The organism is Pseudomonas sp. SWI36 (assembly GCF_002948105.1).
GTDB lineage: Bacteria > Pseudomonadota > Gammaproteobacteria > Pseudomonadales > Pseudomonadaceae > Aquipseudomonas > Aquipseudomonas alloputida.
In genome coordinates this window covers 2413951-2430075 of the sequence record NZ_CP026675.1, presented here as the reverse complement: position 1 = coordinate 2430075, position 16125 = coordinate 2413951, and the positions used below count along the sequence as shown (strand labels likewise).

Here is a 16125-nt window from a genome sequence, read left to right as displayed (position 1 = left end):
TTTGAGATGAGCAAACCAATGAAACGAAGCGCCTTTTTCCTCTCTGCTGCGATGGTCGGCATGCTGGCTGTTTATGCCCCGTCGTCGTGGTCTAGCGACAACCACGATCAGCATTCCCAGAAATCCACCGAGGCCGGTAAAGCCAAAGGTTCGCAGGACAAGCATGGCCAGGGCATGAACCATGAAGGCATGGACCATGGGTCCATGGAAGGTATGGACCACGGCTCGATGAAGGGGATGGACCATGGCTCGATGGAAGGCATGGACCACGACAAAATGATGGAATCGCATGGCAGCGACAAAGCTAAGGCAGGGAAAGATGGTCAATAGCCTTTGGCGGCCTTCGCTGCTGGCCCTGACTGTTTCAATCGGCATGCTGGGCGTAACGCCCAGCTTCGCCGCTGAAGAAATGGATCACTCGGGCATGGATCATTCGAAAATGGGGCACGGTTCCATGCAAATGGATGCTGCTCCGTCCGAATCGATGCCGGCGATGGATCACAGCAAGATGGGGATGAGCAAACAGCAGAAACAGCCTGCCCCTGTTGATCACAGCCAGATGGGGCATGCTCAAAGCCAGAGCAAATCCAGCCCGGTGGACCATAGCAAGATGGACCACAGCAAAATGGGCCATGGAAACATGAAGGGCATGGATCACGGTTCGATGAAGGGCATGGACCATTCCCAGATGAATCCTGGTTCAGCGACTTCTCCGACCACAACGAGCCGCACGCCGATTCCAGTGCTCACTGATGCCGACCGCGAGGCAGCCTTTCCGCCTTTGGGTGGCCACCAGGTGCACGACAGCGGAATCAACAGCTTCTTCCTGTTGGACCAGCTCGAATACCAGGACGCCGATGAGGGCAGCACCCTGGCTTGGGATGCATCTGGCTGGGTAGGTAGCGACATCAATCGACTCTGGGTTCGGTCGGAAGGCGAGCGCACCAACGGGGTAACCGAAGATGCTGAGCTGCAACTGCTATACGGGCGCTCGGTCAGTCCTTGGTGGGACGTGGTCGCCGGGGTCCGTCAGGATTTCAAACCGGAATCACCGCAGACCTGGGCAGCCTTTGGTATTCAGGGCATGGCCTTGTATGACTTCGAGGCCGAAGCTACGGCGTTCATCGGCGAAAACGGCCAGACTGCTGCGCGTCTTGAAGGCGAATACGACATCCTGCTGACCAATCGCTTGATTTTGCAGCCCACGGCTGAGGCGAACTTCTATGGCAAGAACGATCCTGAGCGCGGTGTTGGATCGGGTCTGGCCAATACCGAAGTCGGGCTGCGTCTACGGTATGAAATCGTCCGCCAGTTTGCCCCGTACATAGGCTTTACCTGGAGCCGCTCCTACGGCAACACCGCTGACTTCATCCGAGACGAGGGTGGAGATGTTGATGAGGCACGCTTCGTTGCCGGTATCAGGATGTGGTTCTGAGAATTCCAACATGAAAAGAACAATTACAACGCTGCTTGTGGCCGGTTCTGTCGGAAGTGCTGCGGTATTGGGCACCGCGTATTTCGGCTTGGTGAATGTCGGCGCCGATGATCCTCACTTCCCGGCTGTCCATTCGTTTCTCGCCATGGCTCGCGACCGGTCGATTGAGGTTCGAGCGCGAGACATTGAAGTGCCTGACCTGAAGAACGCTGCGTTGATCAAGGCAGGCGCAGGCAACTACAACGCCATGTGCATTGGGTGCCACCTCGCCCCTGGCGTTGGAAAGACAGAACTCAGCCAAGCGCTATACCCGTCGCCACCTGACCTCACCAAGGTGGGTGTCGGAGACGATCCGGCTGCCGCATTCTGGACGATCAAGCACGGCATCAAAGCCACCGGCATGCCCGCCTGGGGCAAGAGCATGGGTGATGAGTACATCTGGGGAATAGTCGCGTTCCTTGACCAACTGCCCCAAATGAATCCTGAGCAGTACAAGGCGTTGGTGGCCACGAGCGGCGGCCATCAGCACGGCGGCGGTGAAAGCGATATGCATAATCATGAGGGCCAGCACGGCGGGAGCGGTCATGCCGAGCGTGGCGATCACGACGAAGCGGCAGATGACGACCATGCTCAGACAGCTCACGACCATGGAGCTGCACCCGCAGGCGCCGCCCAAGCGGCAGATCATCACGGTGACCACAATGCGGCCGAAGCCCATTCGGACGCCCACCCGAAATCGTCGACAAAGACGCATGTTCACAAAGACGGTAAGGAGCACACTCATGCCAACTAACCGGATACTCGTTCGGCTAGCCGCAATCGCTGGGCTGCTGGTGGCCTCGGCGGCCTACGCCGCAGAGTCATTGTCCATCGACGTTCACCGAGATGCGAACTGCGGTTGCTGCAAGAAGTGGATCGCGCACCTGGAAGCCAATGGTTTCAAAGTGACCGACCATGTTGAGACGGACATGAGCGCAGTGAAACAGAAGCTGGGCGTAGCGCCACGGTTAGCCTCCTGCCACACAGCCGTGATTGACGGAAAGTTTGTTGAAGGTCACGTGCCAGCTGAGCAGATTCGAGAACTCAAGGAGCGGAACGATCTGGTAGGGATCGCCGTGCCAGGAATGCCAGCTGGATCCCCAGGCATGGAGGTTGATGGTGTAAGCCATGCCTACCAGGTTATTGGTTTGACCAAAAGCGGCGAGGACCAAGTAGTCGCCAACTATCCAGCCAAATAACGCACCGACCAGAAGGACGGCAGTAGGCTGACTGCCGTCCCATAAATCCCCGCTAGAAAGTTTCATCAGCTCAACACGACGACACAGAGGGCCTGCAAAGCGTAGCTAATCAGATTCACGGCGCTCGCGGACTGGCTTGAGTACGATATCGCCGTTGATAAGCTCGATGGAGAGTCTGTCGCCCGTCGTGACCCCGAGCTCGCGCAGAATGTCGTCGGGTAGTTCCACAATCACATCGCCGGAGCCGTCGCCGGGATCAAGGCACTTGACCGTGGTGCGCGCTGATTGAGTCATTGGGCTGTCCTGCCTGAGCTACCAATTCTCATCGTACTCCACCAGTCATGAAAGCCGGTAACCAGGCGATCAATCGCCGGAATTGACGCTTCAACCCGGCTTTTTATCAGCGTAAGTCCTGCCCGCTCGATCAGTGCTCAGTTCTGGCCCCGGCAACCGATACCAGCGGTCCGGTACTCAAGGATTTTCAGGTCTCCATTGGAATCCTCGTAGTTCATCTGTGCTGGCATCACGTCACAGCTCGCCTTGGTCGATGTCATGCTGATTACTCTCGCCACGTCGAGCCGCATCCCGTAGCGATAATGGATCACCTCCGGTGGCTTCATATCATTGACGGCCGCATAAGCTCGCATAGCTTGCTCATTGGCCTGAATCATCTTCCCGTATAGACGGTCGGATCCTCCTTCGGCGAGCGCGGTTGAGGAGGCCACTATGGCCAGGATGGCCGCGATGCTTTTGATGACTTTCATTTCAATCACTCCAATAGACGTGACTGAAGATTAGGAGTTTGTCGCTGTCAATTGAGTGATACGGGGATTACAAGGTTGTAAGTCCGGCTTGCAGATGGAGGTAGCGTTGCGTCTACACGGCATACCAATTCCCCTCAGGCACACTACTGATAGACACCCAGGCGAAGACGCTCAAGATAGTCCGCTACCACGCTGAATCCGAGCGACGTGTCGAGCATCTCGAAGGGTACAAACCCCATCAAACGGCCGCACGGCCGACAAAGCCACTGCTCCGCGAGCATCTGAGAGCCAAATACCTTCGACGCAAGCTCCAGTCCTTTCGCATATTGAAACGCCACCGCGCTCTGCTGGGCATCCAGGCGATGGGCCTGAACGGAATGGCTCAGACGGTGAACGCTTCTGGTCGATATTCCTGTGATTCGCCTGACGAGGTTACGAGCCTTGAATAGGCTTGAGGACTCGACCATGCATTTCACGTCGCTGAAAAAAAATCCTGTTTGGACAAGACGCAGGAGCTCCAGCTGGCTCAACTCATCAAGGTCGGTATGAACCAAGTGGAACGTTGGTGCAAAAGCCTGCGATTCAACAGGTGGGGGCGTGCTTGTAGGATTCATTGCATCGACCTCCTCTTGTGCGTTGGCTGTCAGACTAGATCGAATTTGATTCCCAAGCACGCCCGACGCCCTTTAACCTCCACACCTTAGCCCAAAACGATCACTAATGTGTATGCAGTACCGGTGTCTTCTAACTAAAATGCCATACCACTCGTCTTCCAGAACATCATTGCATGAAAATTTTCACACCATTACCTGGAGAATATATCGCATCTGCGCTTAAGCGCGGCAATGAGCTCCTAGGCATTAAATCGTTGAAAACTGAAGATTTCTATATAAAAGCGAAACCTCGTATTGGGTTCGGAATTAATAAGACTTTGGGGAAGTTGCAAACAGAGTGGCGGCCGCATCAAGAATTCTATTACCCAAAGCTGCTAGACGAGCACAAGATTTCGGACCTAGCCTTAAGCGATCACACTTTGTATCCTATGATAGCTGCCCTCGGGCGTCATCGAGCGACCGCAATCGTCACACCGAAAACTTGGGAAAAAGTTTGTCCAGATTGTGTTCGCGAAGACTTGGATAATTGCGGAAGCCCCTATATTCATCGCAGGCACGTATTGGGTTCCGTACAGGTGTGCAGTACTCATGCCTGCGCTCTAATCGAGACATGTCCGACCTGCTCAATACCAATGAAAAAGCACGAGATTAATCACCTAGCCAAGTGCAGCAAGCTTAACACATGGTCAAAACGTCAAAAGCGAGAATTCGGATCAAACCGTCATATGTATGCCAAATTTGTCGCAGACCTTTTGGACTATAGCGGCCCTATGATCAAGGATGGAATGGCAGACTTTGTCGCATATGCAAGCCTCATGATAAATCGAACTAGCGCATTCGAAAAAACCCAGCTGAATATTTCCAAACTGATCAACGAAGAAATGGGCATAACTTCGAGACTCACCCATGCCAGTATCTCTACCAGCGACAAATATCCTATCTATGTGTTTCTTGGATGCCACACCGCTGAAAATTATTTCAACTTGCTAAATAATAAGGATGAGCAAGACGTGCTGCGGGAGAAGAAAACAGTCATATTCAATAAACTTTTGCACGAAGCCATGAAAACTAATCCATATCGTCACGTATCTGCGTAAAGACTTCATCTTCGGATACGCGAGATATTCTTATTCCTGCATAACGGTATAAAACACTCATCGCACAGTTTTCAGTCAGCGAGTATTCTCGAATTGCCCACCGGATTTTACGTAGCTGATGGTCATGAGTAGACTCAAGTAAACCCGCCATCAACGTAGTGCTCATCGGAAAGTGGTCCGGCATCTTGAGGAAAGCATGAGCGTTTAGGACACGCCTACATAGAGCAGCGCGGGTGACCTGCTGAGGCTTTCCGTCTACAGAAAGAATCATCGTCTTCGCTTTAGCGAGCTCCAACGCAAGGGCCGAGTCCCTGGATTGCCAATCGATCAAAATTCTTCGGTCTCTGTGGTAGGGGTTCCCAGCAACATAACGGGCCAACCATTCCCTGTCGTGGCGGTACAACCACTGATAGCCCGGCTTGTCATGACATTTGAGATTCGTACTCTTCGCAAACGCTATTCGCCGGGCGTGAAGGTCATCGTCAGGGATGATGTTATTCGGTTCATCAGGCCGGACCACAATACCAGCGCGATTAACGTCCTCTAGACGGTAGGTATTCAGGTGCTCCAGCTCTAGATCAAGGAGCCAGCAGAGAAAATAGAACTTGAAAGGCTGCACGGTTCGACCTTGTCGCCGCAATATCTGAAAGACCCACTCAGCGGATCGAACCATTTCTTCGAATTCGGCGGCGCTAGGACTGCACCGAAGTCGCCTGGTTAAAAAATCTCTCAGCATCTGCTCTCTAATTCGTCCAGACCTGATAAAACCCATCTCGTCCAAACGGTTCCTGAGCAAATTTCCAGCCAGAATCGTTTTCATCTCATTGGGATGGTCTAGCCCCCACAGCTGCATGTGGGCAATGGCAACGGCCCCGCTGTGGTCACCACAGTCCATAACCGGCGTTCCAGCAGATTCCCCCGGAAGCAACATACAACGCCAATCTGAGCATCCGGGGAATCTAATCGCCTGTAGTACTTCGCTGTGGCGTGGACAAATGCAAGTGCCCGATGCTTGGTGAATACGATGCCAATAAGCTGAGCCGCACTCCAGAATGTCCTCTCTGACGCAGCTCTCGCAATACCTAAACGAGGCGTGTTGGAGGAAACGCGATGCTGTAATGCCCAAGGCCATCTTGAGGCCTGTACCTCGATTACCTCCCATTAGAACGGCAGCATCGCGGCCCTTCTCGTCGTCCAAAAAAGGCAGAAAAAGCGGTAAAAGCGTGAAGCGCTCGATCAGCTCTCCTACAGAGAAGGCGCCTCTGAGACGTTCAGACAGAGCCTCTAAGCAGCACGGCAGGATGGAACCGCAGGTACGCGAGTAGCTACCGAACAGCTCTTGGCTGGTCGCTCGGTATCCCTGATTCGCTGCTAGCTTGTGATAGCGCACGGCCAGGCTATAGAGCGACTCGTCCGGAAACGGCTGGGGGAAGAACAGAAGGTTAGCCACTGCCCTGAGCTCCCCTGCGTCAAATTACCAGGAAGAATCCCTATCCACCCAGCCGCGCTGTTCGAGCTGAGCCTGAAGGTCTTCGTCCTTCGAAAAATGCACGTTAGTTAACGCGCCGTCAGCAACCGGTACGACCGTACGACTCGGAGCCTTCGGCACCGATTTGTCCTTTGCTAGAGGTGAAGGTGCTATCGCGGTCTGTGTAAGTAGCGAAAGATGAGCCCGGTCCGCCCGGCGAGCCAAGTCGTAGCTCATCATCTGAGCGATTTGGTCTTTTGTAGGCATCATGTCCTCGAAATCAGCAATCTGAAGAGGATCACCGCTTCGAAGGGCCTCGATGGGCTTGTGCAAAAGCCTCATTTGATTGTCATACACCTGCTGAAGCACGGCTGGCGTAATGGCGTCGATTCCTTCCCAAATAACATGACGCTGCGCAAGCATAAGCAGTTTCGCTAGGAAATCTGTATTGCCCTGGGTGAGATCATAGATCTTGGACAGGAGGTCACTCGTCAGGGGAGCGCAAGATTCCGTCCAGTCATAGGCCCAGAGTTGGGACACCAAGTGATGCCAAAACGGATCGTCTTCGCTGAAACGGTCAAAGGCGATTGGTCCCATCCCCGCCGCTCTTCGGGCATTACGCAACACACCAGAAAAAAGCGGAAGCATTGCGTTGGTCCCTACATAGACAAGCGGAACGCCCGCATCATTGGATAAAGTTACGAAGAAATTCAGTAACTTTTCCCGATCCTGCCCCCCTCGCGACGAGCAAAGATGCTGCATTTCATCAATTATCAAAGCACCGATAAAAAAGGTTTTGCACAGCTGACTGATGTGCTGGAGCATTACGCTGATGCTGTTGGCGGCACCGCCCCTGCGAGAGTATTTTTCGACACCTAACGCAGCGTCCAGTGCAGAGAAGAATGCTGCGCAAAAACCGCGCAACGAGCCATCGTGAGGGCACTCAATCTTTAGCCACACAACCTGGGTTTCGATGAGAATCGCGTCTTTATATCTGCTGTGACTGATCACCTGCGGATAAAGCCTTGCTATGGAATTAAGCGCTGTGGTCTTGCCCATACCACTCAAGCCAATCAGGGTCATCGTCTCAGCGGTGGACATGAATCCATGGCGCTTGGCATCTGCTGAGGAAGGCAATCGATGCCTAACAGATGAGGCCAACAGCGGATTTCGGCCCGAATAGCCGTAGCGGATCAGCTGGCTGAATAGGTCTTCGAGGCGCAAGTGGATTTCGAATGGAACCACAACATCTTTGAGCCGGTTGATCCCATGGCCGCGAAGCTTCGGTGGCAACGCTCGTTCGGCCTCGTCGGGCTTCGGCGGAAGGTTCCCAACACGCCTCACCACATCAACATCCGAGAGAATTCTAGGCAAGCATTCAATCAGCGGGTTGCCATCATATTGAGGCATGCCTGTAGGAATATATTCTGCGGGGGAGAAGGTCAAATCGTTCATGTCTCTGTCTCGCTACCCTCGCTGACTACCAGTTTCAGAAACGCCGCGCTTCTTGTGGAACTGGGCCTGCCGGTGACTGGCCTAGAATTTTCTCCCGCAAGGGGCGTGTGATCCACAACGCGTAGCTGATTCAGATCAGCGGTATGGGAATCGCGCTCGGTCTGAGCTTCGGTCGCACGCTTGGCACGTTTGTCCCGCTTGAAATCTGCATTCGATTTCGGGTCACCCTGTGCGGCACGTTTGGCTTTGGCCCGGTCAAGGATTTCCTCTTGCCGCCCCCTTACCAGCGCCGCAGTATTGTCACTGTCATAACGGGCATCCGGCGATACTTGGTTCAAGACATGGACCATATCAAGAACCTCCTCCATACGGAGTCCACCATATTTCTGCCGTTGCTGCGGTACAATAGTTAAAGCCTCAAAACCTGCTTCGGACTTGATCCAACAATTTTCAATAGAGTTAGGATCGTAGAATACTCGAACATACTTCGTCCGCAGATTGTGCGAGCGCTCCAACCACTCCTCACGCAAGGCTGTTTGACATGTATATTGGACGCCTTGGAAAACAATACCGCCTCGACTGATACGACACTCTTGAGAGGGCAGTAAAGCAATTTTCAACTCAGCCGGAGAAACCACTTTAGAATTGATAGGACTATTAGCTTTAGACCAATTCCAAACTGCTATAGGCGTCGCTTCTATACCGTCGGCAATCATCTCGCGACTTAATAGGTGTGGTATGCGTAGGCTCTTATTGTGCGCCAAGACCCCTACAATAACCATTTCTGTGAACTCGTCGATATCCAAAATCGCATCGAGTTGGTAGTCCCTATCACCACGCTCCATTTTACGAGCATCTACTCCGCCTGGAACAAATTTCAAGTCCAGGTGTTCATTGATCAGACGGAAGCGGCTTTCGATGATCCCTTTCCAATCAGGCCTAAAGGGGGGCAAAATTTGCACCGCTAGTCCCAAGCTTTGCGACAGCGTTGCCCCAGCCTCACTTAGAAGTTCGGCCCGGTCAGCAACAATTTCGACTGGCAAGTGCGAGCACGGCCAGTCAGCCTCATCTATTTCAACATTGTATCGCTTGCAAAAATCGACCTTTGGGGTGCAAGCATTGTATATCGCGTGTCGAGCCCCATTCCAACTGGGACCCTCAAGGCCCACGTGAATCCCTACAATCATTCTAGTAAAGGTATCGACGACCACATAAAGTATGGGGCGTCCTATGAGCCATAGCCTGTTAACGCGATGCACTAAATATACATCAGCGATGGTGGAATCTATCTCATATCGATGGGTCGCACCCATCAGGCCTTGGGAAGCTGCGCCAACGATAGCACGATGATCTTTGTTGTATCGAACAGAACCGCCACGCACCTTAAGTTTATAAAGATCATCGAAAAAAAGCTTACCGTGATATCTGAGCTGGGTAGTAGTCGGGTAACTGCCGCGTACAATATTTCCTTTCGAGCCGTCTGGCAGAGTCTCTCTATAAAATTTGTTTAACATCCACTTATGTGCATCTTTCAGGGTGCCGCATTTGCCGCTAGCAACCCGCCCGTAAGCCAAACGGATATGAGAGAGATGGCGCGGTTCGAGCGTGATGGCACCACCATCATTGACAACGACACCACGATACTTACGCGGCCTACCGGGGATAATGCCTGAGGATCGATCCTTTTTCTTTCCCCGACCACCGCAAGCACTAGTGCTCCATAGAAACGCGTTAGGTGTCTGCCCCATGCTCCAGTAGCGGTATAGAAGCCGGTATATCTGTTTACGCTCTACTCCTGTCTCTAGGGCATGCCTAGCAACCAGCTTTCCAAAACCCGGTCCAAGAATTTCCAAGGCGGAGCGATCTTCTACTAACCCTCTTATAAGGCTCCAGTTACGATTTCGGCTCGATTTTTCATTTTCACTAATTTCATCATCACTTCTGAGCAGATGTAAGGGCACCATTTCTCGACTTAAGATTGCGCGCCCTGCGTCAATATCGTCAATCAAAACGGACCGCTCGATCTGCCACGGCTTGCTGGGATTCGTACTCAGCTCAATCACAATTACAGAATCATCATCTATGCCTAAAATCCGAACCGCTTTTTTTAGTAGGCTAGGTTCTTCGCCAGGAGTGACAATGCTGTTGATTTTAAGATCAAGCATGATGGGAAACCTCGTTTGGCAGAGACAAAGCCGCTGACCTTTGATTCGGCCATACGTGCAACGGCTGCGACATGCTTATTATTTTCGAGGTAAGATCTGACTCTAAACGACCGTTCCATAGCAGGTGATGGAAGAGGCGCTTTACCCCCATATATTCAATGTAAAGGTCACGAGACGCTTTATCCAAAAGAATTTTTAACGGTATTTGATCCGTCTTTGCCTCCTCAATGTATCCAAGCAAATTGCCGATGTTCTTCTCCGTCGGTAACGAGGGATGAATACTGGCGTATGTCCTGAGAATCTTGAGGTTCGCTAATTTTATCTTTGAGAGGTTTTCATGCAGGACCAGCTTCCAGTCCACCCCCCTCATTGCCCAGTATTTTTCTTCGATGGCTAGCTTTTCTGCTATTCGATTACGCGCCTGAAGATCAGCTTGCTCAAACTCTTTTCGGTATTTCACTGATCGAGCAGCTAGCCTTGTTTCGCCAGAGGAATCTAAGAAGGTAACGAGAAAGTCCGTCGTCATAACGACAGGTATTTGCGTGCCAGGATATACAGGGTGGCGACAGTTAATACTTGAGGCAATTGCTTGGGTCTCAGCCTGTGTCAGCAGAGGATACTGCTCTCGGATATCGATGATCGAGGCATCGTGCTCAAGTACAGTTAAGTAATCTCGCTCTGCATTGGACAGCAGGTGGTGTGTGCGGTGAATTTTAACTCCCGCGATCATATGAGAGACACCCTTTGATTTGATCTCCCACACTTTGATCCATGGCTTATAGGAATCTCTAACTCCACACCCACGACCCGATTGAATTTTCTTATCTATTTTTGCCTGGGTCATCAGCTTGCGATGTGCAGCCTTGACCGGAGCTATGGGCATGGATGCCATTGTTCGAGTCGCTCAAAATTGGGCGACCCGCTCGACCGGGACGAGGACAGGTGTCGTGCACAGGGGACACCCCAGAGAGCGGGCTAAGCCAGGACAACAGTCACAGCGTTGGGTAGAGGATTGTCACCCGAATCTCCAAGGCCTGGCTCCGGCCCGATGTGCGGTCAGAGCCTGCCTTGTGACAACCTTTATTACGTTGTGACAACCTTTATTGTTTTGTGACAACCTTTATTATTCAAAAACAGCTGATCAACACCTGACTACCCGTTACTCGACAGTCACCGACTTGGCCAGATTACGAGGCTGGTCAACGTCGGTCCCCTTTAGCACGGCCACGTAATAAGACAGCAACTGCAGCGGAATGGTGTATAGGATTGGCGCCAAGGCATCGGCAATGTGCGGCACCTTGATCACGTGGGTGCCTTCGCCATTGGTCATGCCAGCGTGCTCGTCGGCGAACACTACCAGCTCGCCACCACGGGCACGCACTTCCTGCAGGTTGGACTTCAGCTTCTCCAGCAGTTCGTTGTTTGGTGCAACGGTAACCACCGGCATGTCGTTGTCCACCAGAGCCAGCGGGCCATGCTTCAACTCGCCTGCTGGGTAAGCTTCGGCGTGGATGTAGGAGATTTCTTTAAGCTTGAGAGCACCTTCCATCGCCACCGGGTACTGCGCGCCGCGGCCGAGGAACAGGGTATGGTGCTTGTCGGCGAACAGCTCGGCAATTTTCTCGACGGTGGCATCCATGGCCAGGGCTTCGCCCAGGCGGGTAGGCAGTCGACGCAGCTCTTCAACCAGCTCAGCTTCGACACCGGCTTCCAGCGTACCGCGCACCTGACCAAGGGCCAGGGTCAGCAGCATCAGCGAAACCAGCTGGGTGGTGAACGCTTTGGTCGAAGCCACGCCGATTTCAGGGCCGGCCAAGGTCAGCAGGGTCAAGTCCGACTCGCGTACCAGCGAGCTGATACCCACGTTGCAGATCGCCAGGCTGCCAAGGAAACCCAATTCCTTGGCGTTACGCAGTGCGGCCAGGGTATCGGCGGTTTCGCCGGACTGCGAGATGGAGACGAACAGAGTGTCCGGCTGCACCACCACCTTGCGGTAACGGAACTCGCTGGCCACTTCTACCTGGCAAGGGATGCCGGCCAGGCTTTCCAGCCAGTAACGCGCAACCATACCGGCGTGGTAGCTGGTGCCACAGGCAACGATCTGCACGTTGCGCACCTTGGCAAACAGGTCGGCAGCTTGCGGGCCAAAGGCCTGGACCAGCACATTGTCCTTGCCCAGGCGGCCTTCAAGCGTGCGCTGAACAACGCTTGGCTGCTCGTGAATTTCCTTGAGCATGAAGTGGCGGTAAGCGCCCTTGTCGGCAGCCTCGGCACCTTCGTGATATTGCACGGTTTCGCGCTGGACCTTGTTGCCCTGCTGGTCCCAGATAGAGACCTGATCACGACGGATTTCAGCGATGTCGCCTTCTTCCAGGTACATGAAGCGGTCAGTAACCTGACGCAGCGCCAGCTGGTCGGACGCCAGGAAGTTCTCGCCAAGGCCCAGGCCGATAACCAGCGGGCTACCACTGCGCGCGGCCACCAGGCGGTCCGGCTGCTTGGCACTGATCAGCGCCAGGCCGTAAGCGCCGTGCAGACGCTTCACCGCCGCCTTAAGGGCGTCGGTCAAGTCTGGAATGCTCTTCAGGGTGTGGTGGATAAGGTGGACGATGACTTCGGTATCGGTCTGCGAATTGAAGACATAGCCCAGCCCCTTCAGCTCTTCGCGCAGTTCCTCGTGGTTCTCGATGATGCCGTTGTGCACCACGGCCACATCATTGCCCGAGAAGTGCGGGTGGGCGTTGCCTTCAGTCGGCGCGCCGTGGGTAGCCCAGCGGGTGTGGGCAATACCCAGCTGGCCTGCCAATGGGTCATCAGCAACAGCAACCTCCAGCTCGCTGACCTTGCCGATGCGCCGGCGGCGCTGCAGTTCACCGTTCTGGGTGAGTACAGCCAAACCGGCGCTGTCGTAACCGCGGTATTCAAGACGCTTGAGGCCTTCGATCAGGATGGCTGTGATATTACGCTCGGCGACAGCACCAACGATTCCACACATGTTTTATTGCTCCTGGCTGATCGCGGCGCAGATCAGGTTGATGCCGCGGGCTTGAATTTGTTCGCGCGCTGCTGCTGGCAGGCGTTCATCTGTAATAAGGGTGTGCACACTGCCCCAGGGCAGCTCGAGGTTAGGAATCTTGCGCCCCACCTTGTCCGACTCGACCATCACGATCACTTCACGGGCAACTTCGGCCATGACCCGGCTCAGCCCAAGCAGCTCGTTGAAGGTGGTGGTACCCCGGCCGAGGTCGATGCCGTCGGCACCGATGAATAATTGGTCGAAATCGTAGGAGCGCAGAACCTGCTCCGCGACCTGGCCCTGGAACGATTCAGAATGCGGGTCCCAGGTGCCACCGGTCATCAGCAGCACCGGCTCGTGTTCGAGGTCGCAGATTGCACGGGCCACATTCAGCGAATTGGTCATCACCACCAGGCCTGGCTGGCGCCCCAGTTCGGGGATCATTGCCGCCGTGGTGCTGCCGCTGTCGATGATAATGCGTGCATGTTCGCGGATACGCCCCACAGCAGCACGCGCAATGGCCTTTTTATAGGAAGAGACGGGTTGTGCCGGTTCACCGAGCAACTCTTGCGGCACCGGCACCGCACCACCGTAGCGGCGTAATAACAAGCCGTTGGTTTCCAAGGCGGCGAGGTCTTTGCGAATGGTCACTTCCGAGGTGGCGAAACGCTTGGCCAACGCGTCCACACTTACCTCACCCTGCTCGCTGAGCAGAGCCAGAATATTGTGTCGCCGCTGTGGTGTGTTTCGTTTCGACATGTGCGTTTAAGTTTCGATTCGAAAGTTATTGGTTGCAATCAAAACCTAAGACGAGCGATTCGTCAAGCTGTCGCTGACCTGTGGATTGTTTGCCTCTGCTTTGACGCGGTCCTTTTGGCGCGGCAGCGCCAATCGCCAATAAAAAAGCCGACTTATTCACATAAGTCGGCTTTCGATCGAAACGGCTGTGAATAACTCAGCTCTTCTTGATCTTCTCCGGGCGCTTCCAACCCGAAATGTTGCGCTGGCGCGCACGGGCTACAGCCAGGTCACCCGCTTCTACGGCCTGGGTGATGGTCGAGCCGGCTGCGGTGGTCGCGCCGGCCTTGATTTCCACAGGCGCCACCAGCGAGTTGTTCGAACCGATGAACACGTCTTCACCCATCACGGTCTTGAACTTGTTGGCGCCATCGTAGTTGCAGGTGATGGTACCGGCGCCGATATTGGTGCGCGCACCGATTTCGGCATCCCCCAGGTAGGTCAGGTGACCAGCCTTGGCCCCTTCACCCAGGTGGGCGTTTTTCAGTTCAACGAAGTTACCCACATGGGCCTTGGCGTCCAGTACGCTGCCCGGGCGCAGGCGGGCAAACGGGCCAGCATCGCTGCCCTCTCCCATCACGGCGCCTTCGAGGTGGCTGTTGGCCTTGACCACCGCGCCTTTGCGCAAGGTCGTGTTCTTGATCACGCAGTTAGGGCCGATCTGCACATCGTCTTCGATGACCACCTTGCCTTCGAGAATCACGTTGATGTCGATCAGCACGTCACGACCAACGCTTACTTCACCACGAACATCGAAGCGTGCCGGATCACGCAGGGTAACCCCCTGAGCCATCAGACGGCGGCCTTCCCGCAACTGGTAGTGACGCTCCAGCTCGGAGAGCTGGCGGCGGTCGTTGGCGCCCTGCACTTCCATAGCGTCGTGTGGCTGTTCAGTTGCCACCACCAAGCCATCGGCCACTGCCATGGCAATTACGTCGGTCAGGTAATACTCTCCCTGGGCGTTGTTGTTCGACAGCCGGCCCATCCAGTCAGCCAGACGCGCTGCTGGCAGTGCCAGAATGCCGGTGTTGCCTTCCTTGATCGCCTTTTGCGCGTCGTTGGCGTCCTTGTGCTCAACGATTGCAGTTACCTGGCCCTGCTCGTCACGCACGATCCGGCCATAGCCGGTCGGATCGTCGAGGGTGACTGTCAGCAGTCCCAGCTGCTGATCGTTGGCTTTGGCCAACAGACGCTGCAGGGTCTCCACTTCGATCAACGGCACGTCGCCGTACAACACCAGCACAGTGTCAGCGGTCAGCGCCGGCAGTGCCTGGGCAACAGCATGACCGGTACCCAGCTGTTTATCCTGCATGACGAAATTCAGGTCGTCAGCGGCCAGGCGCTCGCGAACCAGCTCGGCACCATGGCCAATGACCACGTGAATACCTTGCGGCTGAAGTTGGCGCGCGCTGTGGATAACATGGCCGAGCATGGAATTGCCAGCCACCGGGTGCAACACTTTGGGCAGCGCCGAGCGCATGCGGGTGCCTTGGCCGGCGGCGAGAATAACGATATCGAGTGACATTACTGGCTACCAATCCTGGGCGGTCAGTGAAAGACCGGGGGAGAAAACAGAAAAAGAAAAAGGGTAGCCGAGGCTACCCTTTTACTCAATCGCAACAGAAGTTATCAGCCGTAGCCGATTACTTGCCTTTGCGCATTTGCTGGACGGTACGCAGCTGGGCTGCGGCCTCGGCCAGACGTGCGGCGGCGGCGCCGTAGTCGAAGTCCGCGCCTTTCAGATTCAGGGCGTTCTCGGCAGCCTTGAGGGCCTCCTGAGCCTGAGCTTCATCCAGGTCTGCAGCACGTTGCACGGTATCGGCAAGCACCTTGACCATGTTCGGCTGAACCTCGAGGAAACCACCAGAGATGTAGAACACCTCGTGTGCGCCACCCTGCTTGGTCAGCGTGATCGGACCAGGCTTGAGATTGGTGATCAGCGGCGCATGGCCTGGAGCGATACCAAGATCACCCAGGTTACCGTGCGCAACCACCATCTCGACCAGGCCGGAGAAGATCTCTCCTTCCGCGCTGACGATATCGCAATGGACTGTCATAGCCATCTGCTTGCCTCA

16 protein-coding genes are annotated in these 16125 nt (G+C 54.6%); 5 read left to right on the top strand and 11 right to left on the bottom strand.

Translation table 11 applies throughout. The annotated features are described in order from the left end of the window. Positions 1-6 precede the first annotated feature (6 nt). From C4Q27_RS11680 to C4Q27_RS11665, 4 genes are read left to right on the top strand one after another with little or no spacing between them, the layout of a single operon-like run. Complete coding sequence (locus C4Q27_RS11680; protein ID WP_104886854.1) at positions 7-330, top strand: hypothetical protein; 324 nt, start codon at positions 7-9, stop codon at positions 328-330. Next, entirely contained in the window at positions 320-1435 is a 1116-nt protein-coding gene (locus tag C4Q27_RS11675; RefSeq protein WP_104886853.1) for a copper resistance protein B, read from the top strand. The genes C4Q27_RS11680 and C4Q27_RS11675 overlap by 11 nt, the downstream gene beginning before the upstream one ends. Positions 1436-1445: 10 nt before the next feature. Next, positions 1446-2228, top strand: a complete 783-nt coding sequence (locus C4Q27_RS11670) for a cytochrome c (protein ID WP_104886852.1) — start codon at positions 1446-1448, stop codon at positions 2226-2228. After that, positions 2218-2673, top strand: coding sequence for a DUF411 domain-containing protein (locus C4Q27_RS11665; RefSeq protein WP_044047194.1), 456 nt, complete (start codon positions 2218-2220; stop codon positions 2671-2673). Before C4Q27_RS11670 ends, C4Q27_RS11665 begins: the two co-directional genes overlap by 11 nt. 105 nt (positions 2674-2778) lie before the next feature. Here the strand turns inward: C4Q27_RS11665 and C4Q27_RS11660 are convergent, their stop codons facing one another. The 3 genes from C4Q27_RS11660 to C4Q27_RS11650 all read right to left on the bottom strand — a co-directional run bounded on the left by C4Q27_RS11660 (position 2779) and on the right by C4Q27_RS11650 (position 4051). Then, a complete protein-coding gene (locus tag C4Q27_RS11660) occupies positions 2779-2967 on the bottom strand; it encodes an AbrB/MazE/SpoVT family DNA-binding domain-containing protein (RefSeq protein WP_016489899.1) in 189 nt (62 codons plus the stop codon). Positions 2968-3104: 137 nt separating this feature from the next. Beyond that, positions 3105-3437, bottom strand: a complete 333-nt coding sequence (locus C4Q27_RS11655; protein ID WP_044047196.1) for a DUF2790 domain-containing protein — start codon at positions 3435-3437, stop codon at positions 3105-3107. Positions 3438-3580: 143 nt separating this feature from the next. After that, positions 3581-4051: an antitoxin Xre/MbcA/ParS toxin-binding domain-containing protein gene (locus tag C4Q27_RS11650; protein WP_044047197.1), complete on the bottom strand. Its 471-nt coding sequence runs from the start codon at positions 4049-4051 to the stop codon at positions 3581-3583. Positions 4052-4224: 173 nt separating this feature from the next. Between C4Q27_RS11650 and C4Q27_RS29310 the strand changes: the two genes are divergently transcribed. Continuing rightward, positions 4225-5148: a TniQ family protein gene (locus C4Q27_RS29310; protein ID WP_158666132.1), complete on the top strand. Its 924-nt coding sequence runs from the start codon at positions 4225-4227 to the stop codon at positions 5146-5148. Here the strand turns inward: C4Q27_RS29310 and C4Q27_RS11645 are convergent. From C4Q27_RS11645 to C4Q27_RS11610, 8 genes are all read right to left on the bottom strand, one after another. Beyond that, the gene (locus C4Q27_RS11645; RefSeq protein WP_104886851.1) at positions 5120-6598 is read right to left on the bottom strand and encodes a TniQ family protein; all 1479 of its coding nucleotides are present in this window, start codon (positions 6596-6598) and stop codon (positions 5120-5122) included. The genes C4Q27_RS29310 and C4Q27_RS11645 overlap by 29 nt on opposite strands. 24 nt (positions 6599-6622) lie before the next feature. After that, on the bottom strand, positions 6623-8071 hold the full coding sequence (locus C4Q27_RS11640; protein ID WP_104886850.1) for an ATP-binding protein: 1449 nt from the start codon (positions 8069-8071) through the stop codon (positions 6623-6625). Next, complete coding sequence (locus C4Q27_RS11635) at positions 8068-10236, bottom strand: Mu transposase C-terminal domain-containing protein (RefSeq protein WP_104886849.1); 2169 nt, start codon at positions 10234-10236, stop codon at positions 8068-8070. Before C4Q27_RS11635 ends, C4Q27_RS11640 begins: the two co-directional genes overlap by 4 nt. Continuing rightward, positions 10229-11128: a TnsA endonuclease N-terminal domain-containing protein gene (locus tag C4Q27_RS11630; protein WP_049798467.1), complete on the bottom strand. Its 900-nt coding sequence runs from the start codon at positions 11126-11128 to the stop codon at positions 10229-10231. The genes C4Q27_RS11635 and C4Q27_RS11630 overlap by 8 nt, the downstream gene beginning before the upstream one ends. A 267-nt stretch (positions 11129-11395) precedes the next feature. Further along, positions 11396-13231 carry a glutamine--fructose-6-phosphate transaminase (isomerizing) gene (gene glmS / locus C4Q27_RS11625; RefSeq protein ID WP_020190289.1) on the bottom strand — a complete coding sequence of 612 codons (1836 nt, stop codon included), beginning with the start codon at positions 13229-13231 and terminating at the stop codon, positions 11396-11398. Between the two features lie 3 nt (positions 13232-13234). After that, the gene (locus tag C4Q27_RS11620; protein WP_003253204.1) at positions 13235-14011 is read right to left on the bottom strand and encodes a DeoR/GlpR family DNA-binding transcription regulator; all 777 of its coding nucleotides are present in this window, start codon (positions 14009-14011) and stop codon (positions 13235-13237) included. Positions 14012-14207: 196 nt separating this feature from the next. Then, on the bottom strand, positions 14208-15575 hold the full coding sequence (gene glmU, locus C4Q27_RS11615; RefSeq protein ID WP_047603748.1) for a bifunctional UDP-N-acetylglucosamine diphosphorylase/glucosamine-1-phosphate N-acetyltransferase GlmU: 1368 nt from the start codon (positions 15573-15575) through the stop codon (positions 14208-14210). A 118-nt stretch (positions 15576-15693) separates the two neighbouring features. After that, positions 15694-16113: a F0F1 ATP synthase subunit epsilon gene (locus C4Q27_RS11610; RefSeq protein ID WP_010955886.1), complete on the bottom strand. Its 420-nt coding sequence runs from the start codon at positions 16111-16113 to the stop codon at positions 15694-15696. Between the last annotated feature and the right edge of the window lie 12 nt (positions 16114-16125).